The organism is Pandoraea pneumonica, from assembly GCF_902459645.1.
Lineage (GTDB): Bacteria > Pseudomonadota > Gammaproteobacteria > Burkholderiales > Burkholderiaceae > Pandoraea > Pandoraea pneumonica.
The window spans coordinates 525,031-541,577 of record NZ_CABPSK010000001.1 but is presented as its reverse complement, the minus strand read 5'-3'; the positions used below and the strand labels follow the sequence as shown (position 1 = coordinate 541,577).

General features: G+C 62.1%; 16 protein-coding genes. 3 read left to right on the top strand and 13 right to left on the bottom strand.

Translation table 11 applies throughout. The features are described 5' to 3' along the window. Positions 1-41 precede the first annotated feature (41 nt). From PPN31114_RS02410 to PPN31114_RS02390, 5 genes are all read right to left on the bottom strand, one after another. The gene (locus PPN31114_RS02410; protein WP_150677892.1) at positions 42-722 is read right to left on the bottom strand and encodes a Fe2+-dependent dioxygenase; all 681 of its coding nucleotides are present in this window, start codon (positions 720-722) and stop codon (positions 42-44) included. Positions 723-795: 73 nt separating this feature from the next. After that, positions 796-3,243, bottom strand: a complete 2,448-nt coding sequence (locus PPN31114_RS02405) for a TonB-dependent receptor (RefSeq protein ID WP_150677891.1) — start codon at positions 3,241-3,243, stop codon at positions 796-798. Positions 3,244-3,449: 206 nt separating this feature from the next. Further along, positions 3,450-4,274 carry an ABC transporter ATP-binding protein gene (locus PPN31114_RS02400; protein ID WP_150677890.1) on the bottom strand — a complete coding sequence of 275 codons (825 nt, stop codon included), beginning with the start codon at positions 4,272-4,274 and terminating at the stop codon, positions 3,450-3,452. Beyond that, a complete protein-coding gene (locus tag PPN31114_RS02395; protein WP_150677889.1) occupies positions 4,271-5,398 on the bottom strand; it encodes a FecCD family ABC transporter permease in 1,128 nt (375 codons plus the stop codon). Before PPN31114_RS02395 ends, PPN31114_RS02400 begins: the two co-directional genes overlap by 4 nt. A gap of 14 nt (positions 5,399-5,412) precedes the next feature. Continuing rightward, positions 5,413-6,582 carry an ABC transporter substrate-binding protein gene (locus PPN31114_RS02390; protein WP_150677888.1) on the bottom strand — a complete coding sequence of 390 codons (1,170 nt, stop codon included), beginning with the start codon at positions 6,580-6,582 and terminating at the stop codon, positions 5,413-5,415. A gap of 189 nt (positions 6,583-6,771) precedes the next feature. Here PPN31114_RS02390 and PPN31114_RS02385 point away from each other — a divergent pair, with 189 nt between their 5' ends. Continuing rightward, entirely contained in the window at positions 6,772-7,641 is an 870-nt protein-coding gene (locus PPN31114_RS02385; RefSeq protein ID WP_150677887.1) for a response regulator, read from the top strand. Next, on the top strand, positions 7,628-9,172 hold the full coding sequence (locus PPN31114_RS02380) for an ATP-binding protein (RefSeq protein WP_150677886.1): 1,545 nt from the start codon (positions 7,628-7,630) through the stop codon (positions 9,170-9,172). The genes PPN31114_RS02385 and PPN31114_RS02380 overlap by 14 nt, the downstream gene beginning before the upstream one ends. Before the next feature lie 4 nt (positions 9,173-9,176). Here PPN31114_RS02380 and PPN31114_RS02375 read toward each other — a convergent pair whose 3' ends face one another. Together PPN31114_RS02375 and PPN31114_RS02370 are read right to left on the bottom strand one after the other, a co-directional pair. After that, the gene (locus PPN31114_RS02375; RefSeq protein WP_150677885.1) at positions 9,177-9,602 is read right to left on the bottom strand and encodes a lipocalin-like domain-containing protein; all 426 of its coding nucleotides are present in this window, start codon (positions 9,600-9,602) and stop codon (positions 9,177-9,179) included. A 44-nt stretch (positions 9,603-9,646) separates the two neighbouring features. After that, entirely contained in the window at positions 9,647-10,090 is a 444-nt protein-coding gene (locus PPN31114_RS02370) for a GNAT family N-acetyltransferase (protein ID WP_150677884.1), read from the bottom strand. Between the two features lie 117 nt (positions 10,091-10,207). Here PPN31114_RS02370 and PPN31114_RS02365 point away from each other — a divergent pair, with 117 nt between their 5' ends. Further along, on the top strand, positions 10,208-10,495 hold the full coding sequence (locus PPN31114_RS02365; protein WP_150677883.1) for a hypothetical protein: 288 nt from the start codon (positions 10,208-10,210) through the stop codon (positions 10,493-10,495). Between the two features lie 27 nt (positions 10,496-10,522). Here PPN31114_RS02365 and PPN31114_RS02360 read toward each other — a convergent pair whose 3' ends face one another. The 6 genes from PPN31114_RS02360 to PPN31114_RS02335 all read right to left on the bottom strand — a co-directional run bounded on the left by PPN31114_RS02360 (position 10,523) and on the right by PPN31114_RS02335 (position 16,489). Next, positions 10,523-10,864 carry a YciI family protein gene (locus PPN31114_RS02360; protein ID WP_174987604.1) on the bottom strand — a complete coding sequence of 114 codons (342 nt, stop codon included), beginning with the start codon at positions 10,862-10,864 and terminating at the stop codon, positions 10,523-10,525. A gap of 33 nt (positions 10,865-10,897) precedes the next feature. Continuing rightward, the gene (locus PPN31114_RS02355; RefSeq protein ID WP_150677882.1) at positions 10,898-11,365 is read right to left on the bottom strand and encodes a hypothetical protein; all 468 of its coding nucleotides are present in this window, start codon (positions 11,363-11,365) and stop codon (positions 10,898-10,900) included. Positions 11,366-11,513: 148 nt separating this feature from the next. Further along, a complete protein-coding gene (locus PPN31114_RS02350) occupies positions 11,514-12,131 on the bottom strand; it encodes a LysE family translocator (RefSeq protein ID WP_150677881.1) in 618 nt (205 codons plus the stop codon). 9 nt (positions 12,132-12,140) lie between these two features. Then, positions 12,141-12,737, bottom strand: a complete 597-nt coding sequence (locus PPN31114_RS02345; protein ID WP_246182369.1) for a hypothetical protein — start codon at positions 12,735-12,737, stop codon at positions 12,141-12,143. Between the two features lie 51 nt (positions 12,738-12,788). After that, positions 12,789-14,228, bottom strand: coding sequence for a hypothetical protein (locus PPN31114_RS02340; protein WP_150677880.1), 1,440 nt, complete (start codon positions 14,226-14,228; stop codon positions 12,789-12,791). A 503-nt stretch (positions 14,229-14,731) separates the two neighbouring features. Further along, on the bottom strand, positions 14,732-16,489 hold the full coding sequence (locus PPN31114_RS02335; protein WP_150677879.1) for an Hsp70 family protein: 1,758 nt from the start codon (positions 16,487-16,489) through the stop codon (positions 14,732-14,734). Between the last annotated feature and the right edge of the window lie 58 nt (positions 16,490-16,547).

The window sequence follows — 16,547 nt, the reverse complement described above, 5'->3', positions numbered from 1 at the left end:
CCTCATTTCCACCATTTCCACCATTCCGACGCTTCGCGCCGTCAAACGTCGGCCCACATCCGCAGCAGGTTGTGATAACTGCCGGTCAGTTGCACGAGCGAATCGTTGTCGGCGCCCCGTTGCGTCAGCCGCTGAATGGCGATGTCCATATCGAAGAGCACGCTGCGCTGCGCGTCGTCCCGAATCAGGCTCTCGATCCAGAAGAACGAAGCCAGCCGAACGCCGCGTGTGACCGGGTTCACCTTGTGCACACTCGTGCCCGGATACAGCACCATGTGCCCGGCGGGCAGCTTCACGGCGCGCTCACCGAAGCTGTCGCGCACGACAAGCTCGCCGCCGTCGTAACTGTCGGGGTCTGCCAAGAACAACGTGGCAGACAGATCCGTGCGCACCCGCTCGCGCACGCCCTTGATGCCACGCACCGCGTTATCGACGTGATACCCAAACGCTTCGCCGCCTTCGTAGCGGTTGAACAGCGGCGGATAGATGCGGCGCGGCAGTGCCGCCGACATGAATACGGCGTTCTGACTCAGACGGCGAAGGATCTCCTCACCGATGCGACGGGCCCACGGGTCGTCTTCAGCCAGTTGCCGGTTCTCTTTGGCCTGCGCCGATTGCATACCGGCCGTCGCCTTACCGTCTACCCACGACTGCGCCTGCATTTGCTGGCACAACTGGCGCGCCTCATCTGGGCTGAAAACGCCCGGGATCTCAATCATCATCTTGGGTTACTCCTGCTAAGCCCTGCGCGAAGGCGTCACGATTGGCATTGACGCCTTCGCCATCGCTACGTGTTTAGAACGCGATATCGGCGCTCACCGTGACCGTGCGCCCTGCCCCCGGCACGCCGTACAACTGGAAGCCGTCGAGCGACGCCCCGATGCGCGAGAAGTAGAACTTGTTGAACACGTTGTCGAGATTCACGTTGACGTGCACGTGCCGGTTCACGCGATAGCGGGCAGCCAAGTTGTGCACCCAATAGCTCGGGGCCTTTTCGCCGTCCTTCACATAGATCGCATAGACGCCCGACGGCCCCTGCGCGTAGCTGCTGTTGTTGTTCTGCCCGCCCACGTAGGCGTTGTCGGTGTAGCGGCGACGGCCCACGTACTGAACGCCATAGCTCAGAGACAAGTCCGGCGTGACCTTGTACGACGTCCACAGCGACCCGCTCCAGTCAGGCACATTGGCCGCTTGCGCGCCTTCGTTCGCCCCCTTGGTGATGCGACTCCACATGCGCGTCACCCCCGCGAAGACGGACCACTTGTCGGTGATGTTGCCCTGCATGCCCAGTTCGATACCGTCGACACGCTTGGCGGGCAACGCGCGCACAGGTGACGTGTCGTCGCTCGTGTATTCCCACGAATTGCTCAGCTCCGTGCGGAAGAGTGCCGCCGTCACCCCCAACGCGCCACCGGCCAGATCCCACTTCGTACCGAGTTCGTAGGTTTGCGACGTGGCAGGCGTGTAGTTGTTGGTGGTAGCAGTGCCGTAAATCAGGTTGTTCGTACTCGCCCCAATGGCCGTGGGCTGCGTCGCCCGGCTGTACGACACGTAAATGCTGCCCGGCTCGACAGGCTTGTACACCAAACCTGCCCGCCCGCTCCACGCCCCGTCGGTGCTTGAGGTCGTCGCCCCGCCGCCAGCGGCCGTCGTCTCGGCGCGCCAGCGGTCATAGCGCAGCGAGGTCAATACCTGCCAATGCTCCGAGAGCGTGATGGTGTCGCTCGCAAACAGCGCAGCGTCGTTGACCACCGAGCGCGCCTGGTTCGTCCCCTCCATCGTCCACGTGCCTGCGAACGCGTTAGACGGATTCGCCATATTGAAGAACATGTCGCCCGCAGGCACGTACGCCGCGCGCGGCAAACCGCCGTAGGTCTCTCGATACAACTCGAAGCCGGTCACTACGTCGTGCTTAAACGGCCCCGTGTAGGCGGTGAAGCGCAAGTCGGTCTGGTTGTCGAGAATTTGATAACGCGTGGAGTTGCCGAAGTTGCTGCCGCGCAGAATGCCGTAGCCCGGCGAGGTCAACCCGTAGTTGGTATAGGCATTCACGCCGCCGATGCTCGACAACGGCCCCACACCGCTGTAACCCAGCGTTGCGCAACGCGTGCCGGTACAGGTCTTGCTGCCGTCGGCATTGGCAGCGAAGAACCGGGCGGGCGAAAGCACCGAGAAGTTGTCGGTCTGCTGCCAACGCAACTGACTGCGCACACGCGTGGTGTCGTTGAAATCGTGCTCCACGCGGCCCGACAGCGACGTGCTTTCCGTCTGCTGCGTGTAGATGCCCGCAGCGCCGTACCAGTTGCTGGTTTTCACGCCCGGCATGACCTGCCCGCCCGTGCCGCGTTGAATCGGCAAACCGGTATCGGGCACGTTGTTGTCCTTCTGATGAAACACGTCGAGGAACACGCGCGTACTCGTGCCCAAGCCGAGGCCGAGCGACGCGGCGATGCCATAGCGGTCGTTCTTCACCTCATCGCGTCCGGCCACGCCGTTGTGATGCGACATCAGATTCAGGCGCAGCGCGCTCGAATCGCCGAGTTGCTGATTCAGGTCCGCCGTCATGCGCCGGTAGTTGTCGCTGCCCAGCCCGAACGACGAGCGGTAGAAACTGCCCAGCTCGGCCTCTTTGCTGACGAGATTGACCGAACCGCCCAGCGCCGCTACGCCCGATTCCACCGAGCCGGTGCCTTTGTAGACTTCGACGCGGTCAATATCGAAAGTGTCGTTGCGGCTGGAAAGGCCCGCGTCGCGCACGCCATCGATCGTGATGCTCTGCTCGCCCGAGAAGCCGCGAATCGAGAACAGGTCGCCCCAGCCCAGATTGCCTTCGCCCGACATGAAAGTAATGCCCGGCACGTTCTTCAAAATGTCTTGGAGCGACTGCGCGTTCTGCTCGTCGAGCACCGCTTTGGGCACCACGGTGATGCTTTGCGGAATGTCCCGCAGCGGTGCGGTGTACTTGGACGACGAGACGGTCTCGGCCTTGTACGGCGCGTCGACCGTGGCCGTGACCGAGGTGGTGGGCAACATGACGCCGCCCACGGTTGCCGGTAGCGTTGCGGCGGGTGCGGCAGATGCCGCAGGCGCGGCCGAAGTGGACGCACTCGTGCCACTGTCGCCCTGCGGCGATGGCGGCACTTGCGACGTCTGCGCCGCAGCGTGAAGCGACGTTGCGGCAAGCGCCGCCGCCAAGGTCAGTCGCGTGTTCAGACGGGAATTCGACGGGTTCAGGTACTTCATCTGGTGTTGTGCGTTATGAGATGAACAGACAAAAAACGTCCCCGCCCGCGAGCGGCGCTTGAGGGGTTTCAAGCGTTTCTGGCGGGTTTCTGACCCCAAGGGTCAACGTTGGACAGACAGGAAAGACCGACGCGGCCGGCGTGGCGCTATGGCTGGGCACACCGGTGCGAGAGACCGGTGGGCCGTGTCGGGGTCACGGAGTGCGTCTAGACCGGAGTCACGACGTCATCCACGATCAGTTGCGGCAGCCCGCGCGAGCAGCGCTCCACGCGGGCCTGCACGTCGAACACTTGCGCGATGGCCTGTGCGGTGAGAACGTCGTCGACGCCACCTGCCGCGACCACGCGCCCTTCGCGCAGCAGTACGGCGGTATGGGCGTGGCGCATCGCGATCGATAAGTCGTGCATCACCACCACGGTGACCATCTGACGCGCCGCCGTCTCGCGCGCAATCAGGCGCATGACTTGGAACTGGTGGTGCAAATCGAGCGCCGAGAGCGGTTCGTCGAGCAGCAAAATGCGCGGCGCACGAATGAGCGCCTGCGCCAGCCCCACGAGTTGCCGCTGGCCACCGGAGAGTTCATCGAGAAAGCGCATCGCCAGCGCTTCTACGCCGAGTTGTGTGAGCAGTGTCATGACGACGGCGGGCGTGGGGGCCAGCGCGCTCGTCGAATCACGCGACGCATGCCGCGCGCCATGCCCGGCTGCGAGTACCGATTCCAGCACGCGCAAATGCACGCCCGCTGGCAGCGCCTGCGGCAGATAGACCACGTCGCGTGCGGGTGCACGGCCTGTGCAACGATGCAAAACGTCGTTGCCGTACGTGACCTCGCCGCGCCCGGCAACCAGCCCAGCCAATGTGCGCAGCAGCGTCGATTTGCCGGAGCCGTTGGGACCGAGCAGCGCTGTGACCGATCCCGCAGGCAATGCGGGCAACGACACACCGTGCAAGATGTGACGGCGGCCGATCGACACATCGATGCCGCGCGCCGAAAGCGCAAGCGGAGTCGCTTGGGTGGTTTGGGCGTTCATAGTGACCTCCCGCTGGCGCGCACAACGATCACGAGGAAGAACGGAATGCCCACCAGTGCCGTGACGATGCCCACGGGGATGATTACGCCCGGCAGCAATGTCTTCGAGGCGATCGACGCGAGCGACATGACCAATGCGCCCACGATCAGGCAGCCCGGCAAATAGAAGCGGTGGTCTTCACCGAACAGCCCGCGCGCGATGTGCGGCGCCACCAATCCGACGAAGCCGATGGTGCCGACGAAAGAGACCGTCAGCGCCGAGAGCAGCGATACGCGCATGAGCGTCATCAACCGCAGGCGCCCAACACGAATGCCGAAGCTCGCCGCACGCTCCTCGCCCAACCGCAATGCGGTCATGGCCCACGACTGACGCCACGCGAAGACGGCCATGATGGCGAGTACGGCCGCAAGCACACGCACCTGTGTCCAGTCGCTGCGCGTGAGGCTGCCGAGTGTCCAGAACACCAGCCCCTGCAAGGCATCTTCCGTGGCAACGAATTGCATCAGGGAGACCAGCGCGTGAAATACGAACACGAGCGCAATGCCCATGAGCACCACGCCCGAGGTCGGCAACCCGCGCCAGCGTGCGACGCCATCGAGAATCAGCGCGGACGCCAATGCAAAAAGAAACGCGTTGACCGGCACGACCCAGCTATCGGGCACGCCGGGCACATGCAAATTGAGCACAATGGCGAGCGCCGCACCGAATGCCGCCGCCGCCGATACGCCCAATGTGTACGGACTGGCTAGCGGATTATCGAGAATGGTCTGCATCTCGCCGCCCGCCAGTCCGAGCGAGCCACCGACGAGTACGGCCATCAGCGCATAGGGCAAACGGATTTGCCAAACGATCACCTGCGCGTCCGGGCTGGCCGCGGCGGGCGTGACGAGCGTGCGCCATAACTCGCGCCAGCCAAGTGCCGACGGCCCGTGCGTGAAGTCCATCGCCAGCGCCATCACGATCAACCCGGCCAACGCCACCAGCCATAACGCGCGGCGCAGGTTGAGTTGACGATAGCCGCTTGCCACACCGGCTTGAAGCGCGTCTTCGGCGGCCAGTTTGGCCGACGAGGCAGGCGCGGTCGCGGCGTGCGGCGCAGCGCTCGCATGGGTTACGTTTTGCATGTCGCCCGCCAGACTCACGGCTTGTCTCCATCGACCCAGTAGGTGCCGTGATACGGCACTGCCAGAAAGCGTTGATGGATCTCGGTGAACGTGGCGTTGGCGTCGATCTGCGGGAACCGGCCCGGATAGAACCAGTTCAGCATCGCTTCGACAGCCACGATGTTGTACGGCGAATCGTAAAAGTTGTGCCACAAGCCGTGCGTGCGGCCTTCGCGCACCGCTTTGATCGACGCGATGCCCGGTGTCTTGACGAACGCGTCGAGCGAAGCGCGCGCATCGGCTTGCGTCGTCTCGGCGCCCACGTGAATGCGCAATTGGCTCGCATTGCCGCGTGTGCCCGTCGCAATGTAGACGTCCGGTTGCGATGCCAGTACGTGCTCAAGATTCAGGTCGCCGATCACCCCCGGCAGCAAATCGCGCGCGATGTTCTCGCCACCGGCGGCATCGACGAATTCGCCGATATTGCCGCGTCCGACCGTATGGCAGCAGCCGGGCCAGACGCCTGCGAGCATCTGCACGAAGACCTTCGGCCGTGCATTCGTGGGAATGGTCGCGACGGCATCGCGCACGGCTTTCAAATGCGATTGATAGAGCGAGATATAGGCTTCGGCCTGCGCTTCGCGTTGCATCGCTTTGCCCATCAACCGCAGACTCGGGACGGTGTCTTCGAGCGGCTGCTGACGGAAGTCGACGAAAATCACCGGCACGCCTGCGGCGGCGAACTCCTTCACGAGGGCGTTATGACGCCCGGGGCCATGGCCGCCGATGCTGAAGATTGCGAGATCGGGCTTGAGTGCCAGCGCCTTCTCTGCACTGACCGTCGCCTCTGACGATTGACCGATCTTCGGAATCGTGTCGATTTGCGGGAAAACCTTTTCGTATTGCTGCCACGTCTGCGGATCGAGAGACTGCAATTCGCCCTGCCAGCCCACGATGCGCGCCAGCGGCTGCTTGCCTTCGAGTAGCGCTACCGCATAAAGCAAGCGCCCCTCACCCAGCAGGATGCGGTTGACGTGATCCGGCAGAGTAACTTGCCGCCCCGCCATGTCGGTGACGGTTTCACCGGCGTGCGCGGGTGAAACGATGGCGATTGCCGCGAGCGCTGTGACGAGCGCACCGGCTGCCGCACGTAACACGGACAACACGCGCAGCGAGCGCTTAAATTCCAACGAAAACTTCCACATAACGGTGACACCCGGCGTTGAATTAATAACAATTCTCATTTCCATTAAAATGTAGCGCCGGGGTGTGTTGGCTTCGTGTTGACGGGATGTCGTTATGTATTGGTTTGTATTGAGATGTATCGATGTATGGGCGGCGAGCGCAAAGACGGCGCGCGCCGGTAGACTGCCATGCTTTGCCGTGTCGCCGTGATGTCCTCCGCCCAACCGCCTAGCGCTTCCAGCGCTCCCGTCGCAATTCCGCGCCCTGCCGCCCGCTTGCTGGTCGTCGACGACGATCCGCAAATTCGCGATCTGCTTAGCGATTACCTGCGCGAATCGGGTCTGGACGTGCTCACGGCTGCCGACGGTCAACAAATGTGGGCGCAGCTCGCACAGGCCAGCGTCGACGTGGTGGTGCTGGATCTGATGCTGCCCGGCGAAGACGGCTTGTCGCTATGTCGCCAGTTGCATGCGCGCGGCGATGTGTCGGTCATCATGCTGACATCGCGCGGCACCCTGCTCGACCGCATCGTCGGACTGGAAGTCGGGGCCGACGACTACCTGCCTAAGCCCTTCGATCCGCGTGAGCTACTGGCGCGCGTGAAGGCCATTCTGCGACGCGGGCCTCGTTTGCCTGCCGGGGGCGCGGCCAGTGGTTCGCCGTTGCCGCCGCCGGTGGGAAGCGCAGGCGTCGGCAGCGTCCGGCAACCGCCGGTCCACCCTGCCCCGCCCGCCACGCCGCAGCGTGCACAGCCGGCGTTCTTCGATTTTGACGGCTGGCGGCTAGACACATTGGCGCGTCAACTGATCTCTCCCGAGGGTCGCGTGATTACGCTGGGCGGCTCTGACTACCGCACGTTGCAAGCGCTGGTGATGCATCCGCATCGCCCGCTCTCGCGCGACTTTCTGCTCGACTGTGCCTTCGGGCGGCATGGTGCCGCCAACGACCGTGCGATCGATGTCTGTATCAGCCGTCTGCGCGCGCATCTCGATACGCGGGCACGACCGTCGCCGCTCATTCGCACGGTGCGCAACGAGGGCTATATGCTTGCGGCGGATGTGGTGAGTGCGGGTGCCTGACGTGCCGTTCGACACCACTAAGCGCGACCGGGCGTCGCGCACGCGCCGCTATTTCGGCTGGCTTGGCTGGCCGCGCACGCTCTCGGGACGGCTCGCGCTGATTTTGGTCGTCGGCATGCTTGCCACGCAATTGGTGACGGGCACGGTTTGGTTCGATGCGCGTTACGGTCGCGTGGCCGAAGTGCCCGTGCGCACGGGCGGCGCGCGCATTGCCGATGCGGTCAAACTTTTCGATGTGGTGCCTGTGACCGAGCGTGCCGCGCTGATGGCGCGTTTGCGAGCCGCAGGGATCGACGTGCAGCCGATTGGCGTACCGGCCCCGGCGCGCACGATGGAGCATTTTTCCGACGATTTGTTCGACGGGGTGCTGCGGGCGCAACTGGGTGACGAGCATCCGTTTGTCGCGCGCCCGGTCGTGCTTTATGACGACGCCAGCGAGCCGCTGACGCTCTCGACGCTGCTGCGCGCGAATGCCCCGACGGCGCATTTGGCTGCCGACGTGCAGCTACGCGACGGTCAGTGGTTGTCGCTCGCGGTTGTGGCCGGACAAGCCGGGCTGGATCTGCGCCCAGGCGCGGCGTTTGCCGATTACTTCGTGCGTATCTATCTGATGCGCATTCTCGCGGTGGTGCTAATTGCCGTGGTCGCCGTGCGTATTGCATTGCGGCCGCTCGCACGGCTATCGGATGCGGCTGATCGGCTTGGACGGGACATTCACAGCCCGCCGCTCGACGAGACGGGGCCAGCGGAAGTGCAGCGGGCCGCGCATACGTTTAACGCGATGCAGCGCAGTCTCATCGACGCGATGCAAGCGCGTACGGCGTTTCTCGCTGCGGTGTCGCACGATTTGCGCTCGCCCCTCACACGCCTGCGTTTGCGCGCCGAGACGCTTGCCGAGCCGACGCAGCGCGAGCGATTTCGTCACGATCTGATGGAGATGGAAGCCATGATCGCGGCGTCGCTCGATCACGTGCGCGGTGTACCGAGCGGTGAAGCGCTGCGAGAGATCGATGTCGACGCGTTACTGCGGGCCGTGGCGGAAGATGCTCGCGAAACCGGCAGCGATGTGCGCGTGCGTGAGCAAAGCGTGGCGGCAGACGTGGCGCTGGTGCGGGGGTATCCGCGCACGTTGCGGCGCTGTGTGCAGAATCTGGTCGATAACGCGGTGCGGTATGCGGGCGGTTGCCGTCTGTCGGCGAACTTGTCGCCGCTGGGGACGCATCTGGAGGTGGTGGTGGAGGATCGCGGGCCGGGCATTCCCGAGGCGGAATTGAGTGCGGCAGTCGAACCGTTCGTGCGTGCCGGTGGGGGGCGTCGCGGTGCGAGTTCTGGCGTGGAGGCCGCGTCGTTCGGGCCAGATAGCCCGGAGAGCGCGGAAGGTGTCGATGGCGTCGATGGTGTCGGCCTGGGGCTTGCCATCGCCCGCACCATTGCACAGGCCCACGACGGCACGCTCATGCTTTCCAACCGCCCGGGCGGTGGGCTGCGCGCGGTGTTGAGCTTGCCCGTGGATGGGCCGGTGACGCACTGAGACCTTATTCGCGCCGAAACGTGAGCACCCCTCGCCCGATGGGATTTCCCGGCACTAACGGATTCGGCATCCATGCGGTGTGGACGACGAGGGTGTCTCCATCGAGCTTGTAGAAACGCTCCTGTTCCGTGCCGTTCCAAGCCTCGTGCCAAGAGGCGTCGACCTTTGTAATGAATCGTTCCCCTTCCACCCGGTACCGCCCCGTATAGGCCATCGCCGTTCGGAAAAGTGCGGCAAGTTGCTCGTCGGAATTTCCCGGCGCTCGCGCGTTGGCCGTCATCAGCACCATCATTCGACCATCCGCGCCGAAAATGATGCGTCCATTCGGATCTGCGCCCCACGGTTGACTGCGTTCCTTCGAGTCTTGAAGTTCTGTTTCAAAAGAAACCAACTGCCAAGTGCCTTGGAGCTTAGTGTCGTGTTCAGACATATGTCCTCCTGTCGCATCTCGCGCGTTAAATGCGCTGGTAGCGTTTAATCTCGAACGGGTTGACGAAGGTAATGGATATCCCACTCGGTTTCGTGGGTCGGCGTGAACCCGTGCCTTTGGTAAAAGCGGTTTGCATCGCTGCCACGTAACGCACCCAGCCGGATGGGCATGCGATTGGCATCCGCGTCATGGCACACCGCGCGCAGCACTGCCGCGCCGACACCCCTGCCTTGGTGTTCCGGCAGGAGATAGAAGTGGTCTAAGAGCCAGTGGTCTGCTTGCGGACGAATCAGAATAAAACCTGCCGACACGCCATCAACTTCAATGAATCGGCATAGCGTCGGCTCGAACGCATCTAAGAAGCGTGTCCGGGCGCGTTGTGGATCGAAACGCCCAATTCGCTCAAGGCTCTCGCGCATGGCAGCGATACGAATGTCGACTAACGTTTGCGCGTCAGATTGCGTTGTCGGGCGAAAGGTTAGCTTCATTGGGGGGCGATTGTTTAATACGCATTCGGTAATGGGAGATTTTCTGCCGAGCGGCTAAGGAACACAACCATCGGGCCGATAACTGACGTATCGCAACTACGATCGATGGACCGCAACGTGTCTTCACTCTTAATGATTCACCCGAGACTGCCAGAGCGACGGGTGGAACTGGGCTTCAATTTGTCGGCGTTAATCTTTGGCACGCTGTGGGCCTATTCGGAGGGGCTGACGACGCAAGGCGCGCGGATGGTCGCCGTCGACGCGAGCGCTAGTCTTCTCGTCTCCATCGACTACCCCATGGGGGCTTTAGCGTTGGTGCTAGCCAAGAACTTCTATTGCGCTAAGCGTGGCGGTGAATGGCTTCGCCGCCGATTGACGGCACAAGGCTACCGCGTGCGAGATTGAATCAACGTGATGTGTGTGACCTGCCTGTCAGCTCTCGGGATCGTCCCCGAACTCGCGCAGTTCCTGTGAGCATCGGCAAGCTTTGGCGATCTTGGCAGCCCACAGGATCGCAGCTTCGTGCGACGGCAGCGCCAAGACACAAAAGCCGCCGTCGAACTCTTTCGTCTGAGGATACGTTTCGTTGGTAACCGTGCCGTCCGCGGCGACCATGAGCGGTGCCACCTCGCCGTTGATGCCCCCACCGAACACGTACACGCCCGCCGCCTTCGCTTCGCGAATGACTTCATGTGCGGCCTCGCCTACGGCTGGCAAGTCCTCAGCGGAGACGTTCATGGCACTCGCTGGAAAGGAAATCAGGTACTTCTTCATCGCTCGCTCCCGACGTTCACGCGTCACGCATGCTCACTGGCAATGCAGATCGTCGCGGGGTGCCCCACCGCTGCGGCAAAACATGATGACGTTGGGCGGGTTGCCTTGCGGGGTGTCGAGTGTGATGCCGACGGCCACATTCTGACGCGGCTGTGCCATACCAGCCATATGCCATTGCCCTTGGTGCTTCACCCAGACGAAGGTGAGGAACGCGCAAGCATTGTGATACCCGTAGGCGAAAATGAGTTGGTTCGAGCCTGTGTACAGATAGCTCGCGCTTTCCGTGCTGGGCTGGATGCACACAGCCGCTTCGCCCGTGCTGTTGGTGATAGGCAGGATGGTGTTTCTTTCGCAGTTGGGGCTGGTGCAGCCTTGATCCATCTGCGCAAGAATGCCCGCGTCATCGACGCCGTAAGTGGCGCCCGCCCAAGCTTGACCGGACAAACTCAGTCCGGCAGACAAAACCAGCGCAGCTAACACCCGCAGCAGATATGCGTTCATATGACGTGAGCCCCAAAGGTGGAATGCCTGAACGGATTCTAGTCACGAGATTCAGGAAGATCCATGCCTCAATTGGGGGACGTTGATCGGCGAGTTTATGCGGTGTGGGTGCGAAGGCGACGTTCAAACAAATCCGCAGGGCGGGTTGTTAACGCAATGCCTGCCGGATTCCCAGCGCGATCATCAACCCGCCACAGGTGAGGTCGATCCACGCCTTTGCGCGGCGATATGCCTTCGCAATGGTTGCGTGAGATAAAACGAGCGCGACGGCTCCGTACCAGCAAGTTGCTGACGCGCCGACAGTCGCCAGCAGCGCGAAGAATGTCTGCGTGGAAACGTGGGTGGGCACCGCTGAGGAAAACACCGCCGCATAAAACGCGATGGACTTCGGGTTCGCGATATTGGTCGCGACACCTTGCAGGAACGCGCCGCGAAGCCAAGGCGCCTTCGGTGCGTAACCTGCTGCCAAAGGGGTTGCCCGTGCCGACACTACGAGCCGCAGTCCGAACCAGATCAGATAGGCCGCGCCCGCAAGCCTGACGCCGAGAGCGAGCCACGGGAACATAGCAAACACCACGCCGATACCAAGGACGGCACAAGTCGCCCAGAACAGATTCACCGCCACGATTCCGGCGACGAGCGCAAGCGCATCGGCGCGCGTGCCGGTGACCGACTTGTGAGTGATAGCGACGAAGTTCGGCCCGGGTATGACGACGGCAGCCGCATAGACAGTAAAGACTGTAACAATCGCAGACCAATCAACCATTTTGTCGCCTCAGTGGGTGGTGGTACCAAGCGCGGCGCTATCCGCCCAGTTCTTGAACTGGTCGAACAATCGAAAGCCAACGTAATCAGATGCACGTTGGTAACGCGACCTGTAGTAACAGTCCCAATAGCTAATCATTCGATCGCGCGTCGCCCGGAAAAACTGCGGATTCTCACGGAAGAACGCGCCGTAGACGGCGTGATCCATCGAAGGAATGCTCGCTTCGACTGCGCTGAGAATTTCTATCACGTACTCGCCGCAGAGTTGTGCGACGAACGGTGCCACCCATGGCGCCGACGATTCGGCTAGCCGTTGCACCTGGCGTTGGCGAACATACCCATCAGGATTTCGCGTCAGCATACACGCGTACATGACGGATTGGACGTCGTTCAGATTTGCGAAGAGCGATTCATCCGGGGCGTAGTAAACGCGATACGGAATTTGGAGAGATTGGCCTCCAACCATGACGGCCAATCCATGACTGCCGATCTTGTAACTTCGCATCAAATTCGAGACGACGCCGACTTCGGAGCGAAGCGACTCGGGAAACGCCTTGGTTAACGTTTCCAAAGACAAAGCATCGATCCCCTCCTGGCTCCAATCCACCGAAATACCTCCGCCATCGATGTCTTTCGAAATCGCGTGAACAAGTCCCTATCAGACGGCAGGCCTGCGGCCGCCCATTTCTCTCAACATCCAGAGACGCCACAACTCAAAAATTCCCGTCATTCCGATGAGCAGCATGACACCGATGACAGAGGCATCGTAGCGAGGAAGCGCATTCAACATGCCGATTGTCATAGTCCCCAAAATCGCCCACAGGGGAAAGCAGAAAAACCAGTGCGTCAGATAACCCACAAAGAAGATACTCACCACAACATTGAGCAGCACAAACCACAAGCAAGTAACGACAAGCAGCCAGGTCGGCACATGTTCGCCCATCGGCGGCGAAATCTTCACGCCCGCATAGCCGAGTGCAAAGAACACCACCAGCGCACAGAGCGGCACCATCTCATGGATGTTGCGCATTCGTTCGCGGATCTCCAGCAGCATCCGGATCGTGCCAAATGCGATCGTCGCGCAGTTGAGCAGGTCCCAATAGCTCATCCTATTGACCAGTCCCATCCACATGCCCGTCACAAAGATCGTCTGGAAAGACATGAACGAAAGCAAGCCCGACTGACTCCGCACGATGTACGGCAGATTCACTAACAGCGCCCAGCCAGAACCGGCTAGCGACAGCACCGCGACAATGACCGTCGCTACCTGCCCGCCGCCGCCAACGATGGACACCCCACATCCCAACACCGCCAGCCCATACCACCCGTAGACCACCAGCGGCTTTCGCCCAACAGTGACCTCCAACGTGCTACAGAAATCTCGGATCGATTTCGACAGCCCCGGACCGAATCGGTAGGTCGCGCCGAGTAGAAGACCGCAAACCGTACCGACAACCAACACGCCGCCCCCGAGCACCATGAGCAAGCCGAGCATCTCGTGGGCTTTAAAAAACGTCAGCAACGCATTGTTCCCGGCACCGGAAATCGCCAGTCCGCCCAACGTGATCACGCCAATGGCGAATGCGGCGATGCTCGCGATGTTGCCCTGCGTGATGCGCGGACGGAGCACCGCATCGCGCCACGCATCGAGCAGCACCGGATCGAACATCCGGTCGCGAAGAAAGCGCAGTTCGCCATCCAGGCGGGTCAGTACCTTGCGCATGTCGTATAGCACGTCTGAAGCGATAGGCTTCCATGCGGCAGCAGGCCGCTTCCCTTCAAGCAGCAACGACGTCGCCGGAGACCCTCGCCGGCCGTGCACGAACTTCGCCATCTCGAAGTCGGCCGACGCAAGCCACAGCGCATCTCGCGCCAAATCTTGGCCAAACCGGCTCGCAGTGCGGACGTCCCTATCCCACGAATACACTTCGGCAAGTGCCAAACGCACTGCCGGTGCAGCATTCTGGTGCGCCGCATAGCGAAGTGCGTGATATTCGAACGCATCTGCGAACTCCAGATGCACGAATGCCGTCGACAAACGCAGCTTCGTCAGTGAATCAACGATCCGCAGATCGTTGCCCGACGCCAGATCGCCCATCGACGAGATTCGGTAGTGCCAAACATCCTCTGGCAAGCCGCGCAGCCACGTGTCAAACGCTTGGAATGCCTGCTCGCCGATATCGCTCCCAGCGTCGTTCCCCTGCTTCTCGCCGGAAGCCACTGGATCGATCGACCCCACGGTGTCTGCCGCCGCGCGTTGTGTGGCCGTGGTCTCGGCACTGGGCGAATAGCCGCCAGAGCCCGATTCTCCGGATGCGGATTGTGCGTCTGCCCGATCACTCGCCCATGCCATGGCCGCTTCGTAGGCCGTGCGAAGACGCTGAAACGCCTCGGGATCGTCTTCGGGACGCGTTTGCTTGACCAGAGCGGCGTAGGCGCGGCGAATCTGCTTGACGTCGTCCGTCTGCGCAATCTGCAATACCTGCCACCACTCTGAAAAGGTGATTGGTCGATTCATGTCGTTAAGGAGCGTCGGGGCGTCGAACGGAGGGATGACGCGCGCGCCCATCAGGCGGGCGTGCGACGTCATCAAAACAAGCGTTATCGCCAGGTGTCCTGGTCGATGCGATCAAAGAAGCCAGCGATCTGCGGCCGCATCTCGCGAATGCGCGATTCGTCCTGCGCCTCTAGCGTGGACTGGAACTGTGTGAGCGCAGTGTCGATGGCATTGCGCAGATCGCCGCGGGCCTGGAGGTAAAGGCGCTCCCCTCGCGAGATCAGCGCCTGATTCTCGGTCTGATCGCGCGGATGCACCTTGATGCGCGACAGCGCCTCAAGGCGCTCGCGAATCTCCTCGGGCGTCATGACGCCAGGGTTCTCTTCGATGACCAAACTGTGCATCTTCCCCGTGGCAAGCAGCTTGGCTTCAACCTCGAGAATGCCATTCACGTCGTACGTAAAACGCACCTCGACCTTCCCACTCTCCCGCGTTGAACCCTTGGGTAAGTCGATACGAAGTTTGCCGAGCAAAATGTTGTGCGCGACGTGCCGCGCTTCGCCCTGATACACCCGCAGTTCGATTTCGCGTTGATCGTCATGCAACGGCACCAGCGTTTTCGCATAGCTCGCCGGTACTGTCGTGTTGCGCTCGATCAGCGGGCTGTAATGCCCGGAGGAAAACTGGCCCGGCGTCACCTCAAGGGCGGTTTCGATCCCCATCGAGTAAGGTGCGACGTCCGTCATGACCCGCTCGGACAACGCCGCATCGCGCGCCTTGAGGCCGCCCTGCACCGCAGCGCCCAGCGCAACGACGGTGTCCGGATCAAGGTCGACGTTCGGGAACCTGCCGAACATTAGGCTGACCAGTCGGCGCACCATCGGCATTCGCGTGGCGCCACCCGCCAGCACGACGGCGTCCAACGCCGACGGTCGGATACGCGCATCGCGCAATGCCATCTCCACCGGCCCTCGCAATCGCTCCAACAGGTATTCGCAATGTTCGGCGAAGGCCTCTTGCGTGACGGTCCACTGATACACACGGCCCTGCCACTCGCATTGCATCGCGGCACTTGCGTTGTCCGTGAGCGCGCGCTTGACACGCTCCGCCTGCGGCCGCAATTCTGCGATCAGCGTTTCGGGCCACATTTCGAGCGACTTCTCGTACTTGGCCGGTTCGGTCGCCTTGAGACTCTCGATCAGACCGCTGGCATTGCCAAAGGCGAACAGCAGCGCATCGACGAAGTCTTCGCCACCGAGCAGATTGTCGCCCGCCGTCGCTCGGACTTCCATGATCCCCTCGAACAACTCCAGCACCGACACGTCGAACGTGCCGCCGCCGAGGTCGAACACAAGGAAACTGGTTTCGTCTTTGTCGTGCAGGCCGTAGGCAAGCGCTGCGGCGGTCGGCTCATTGAGCAGGCCCGCCACGTTCAAACCGGCGAGTTCTGCCGCGGCGCGGGTCGCCTTGCGCTGGGCGTCGCTGAAGTAGGCAGGCACCGTGATCACGGCGTCCGTTACGGGGTGGCCGAGATGCGCTTCGGCATCGGCCTTGAGCGACTTGAGCACGAATGCCGAGAGTTCCTCCGGCCGAAACGTCCGCGAGCCAAGCTGCGTCGTGCGCGGCGTGCCCATGTAGCGCTTGAACACGGCGGCCGTGGCCTTGGGATGCGACTCCAGACGGTCGCGGGCTGCGGCGCCGACGATGATGCTGTCGTCGGCAAGCACGCTCACGCACGACGGCGTAAGCACACTGCCCAACGCATTGGGAATGAGCTCTGCGCGACCGTTACGCCAGATGGCCACGAGACTGTTCGTCGTACCTAAATCTACCCCGATGATGCTGCGAGCTTCTTGATCCATTCTATTTTTAGATGCTTTGGACTGCGGACTGCCGTGAGTATGCCATTTGGGCGATGTC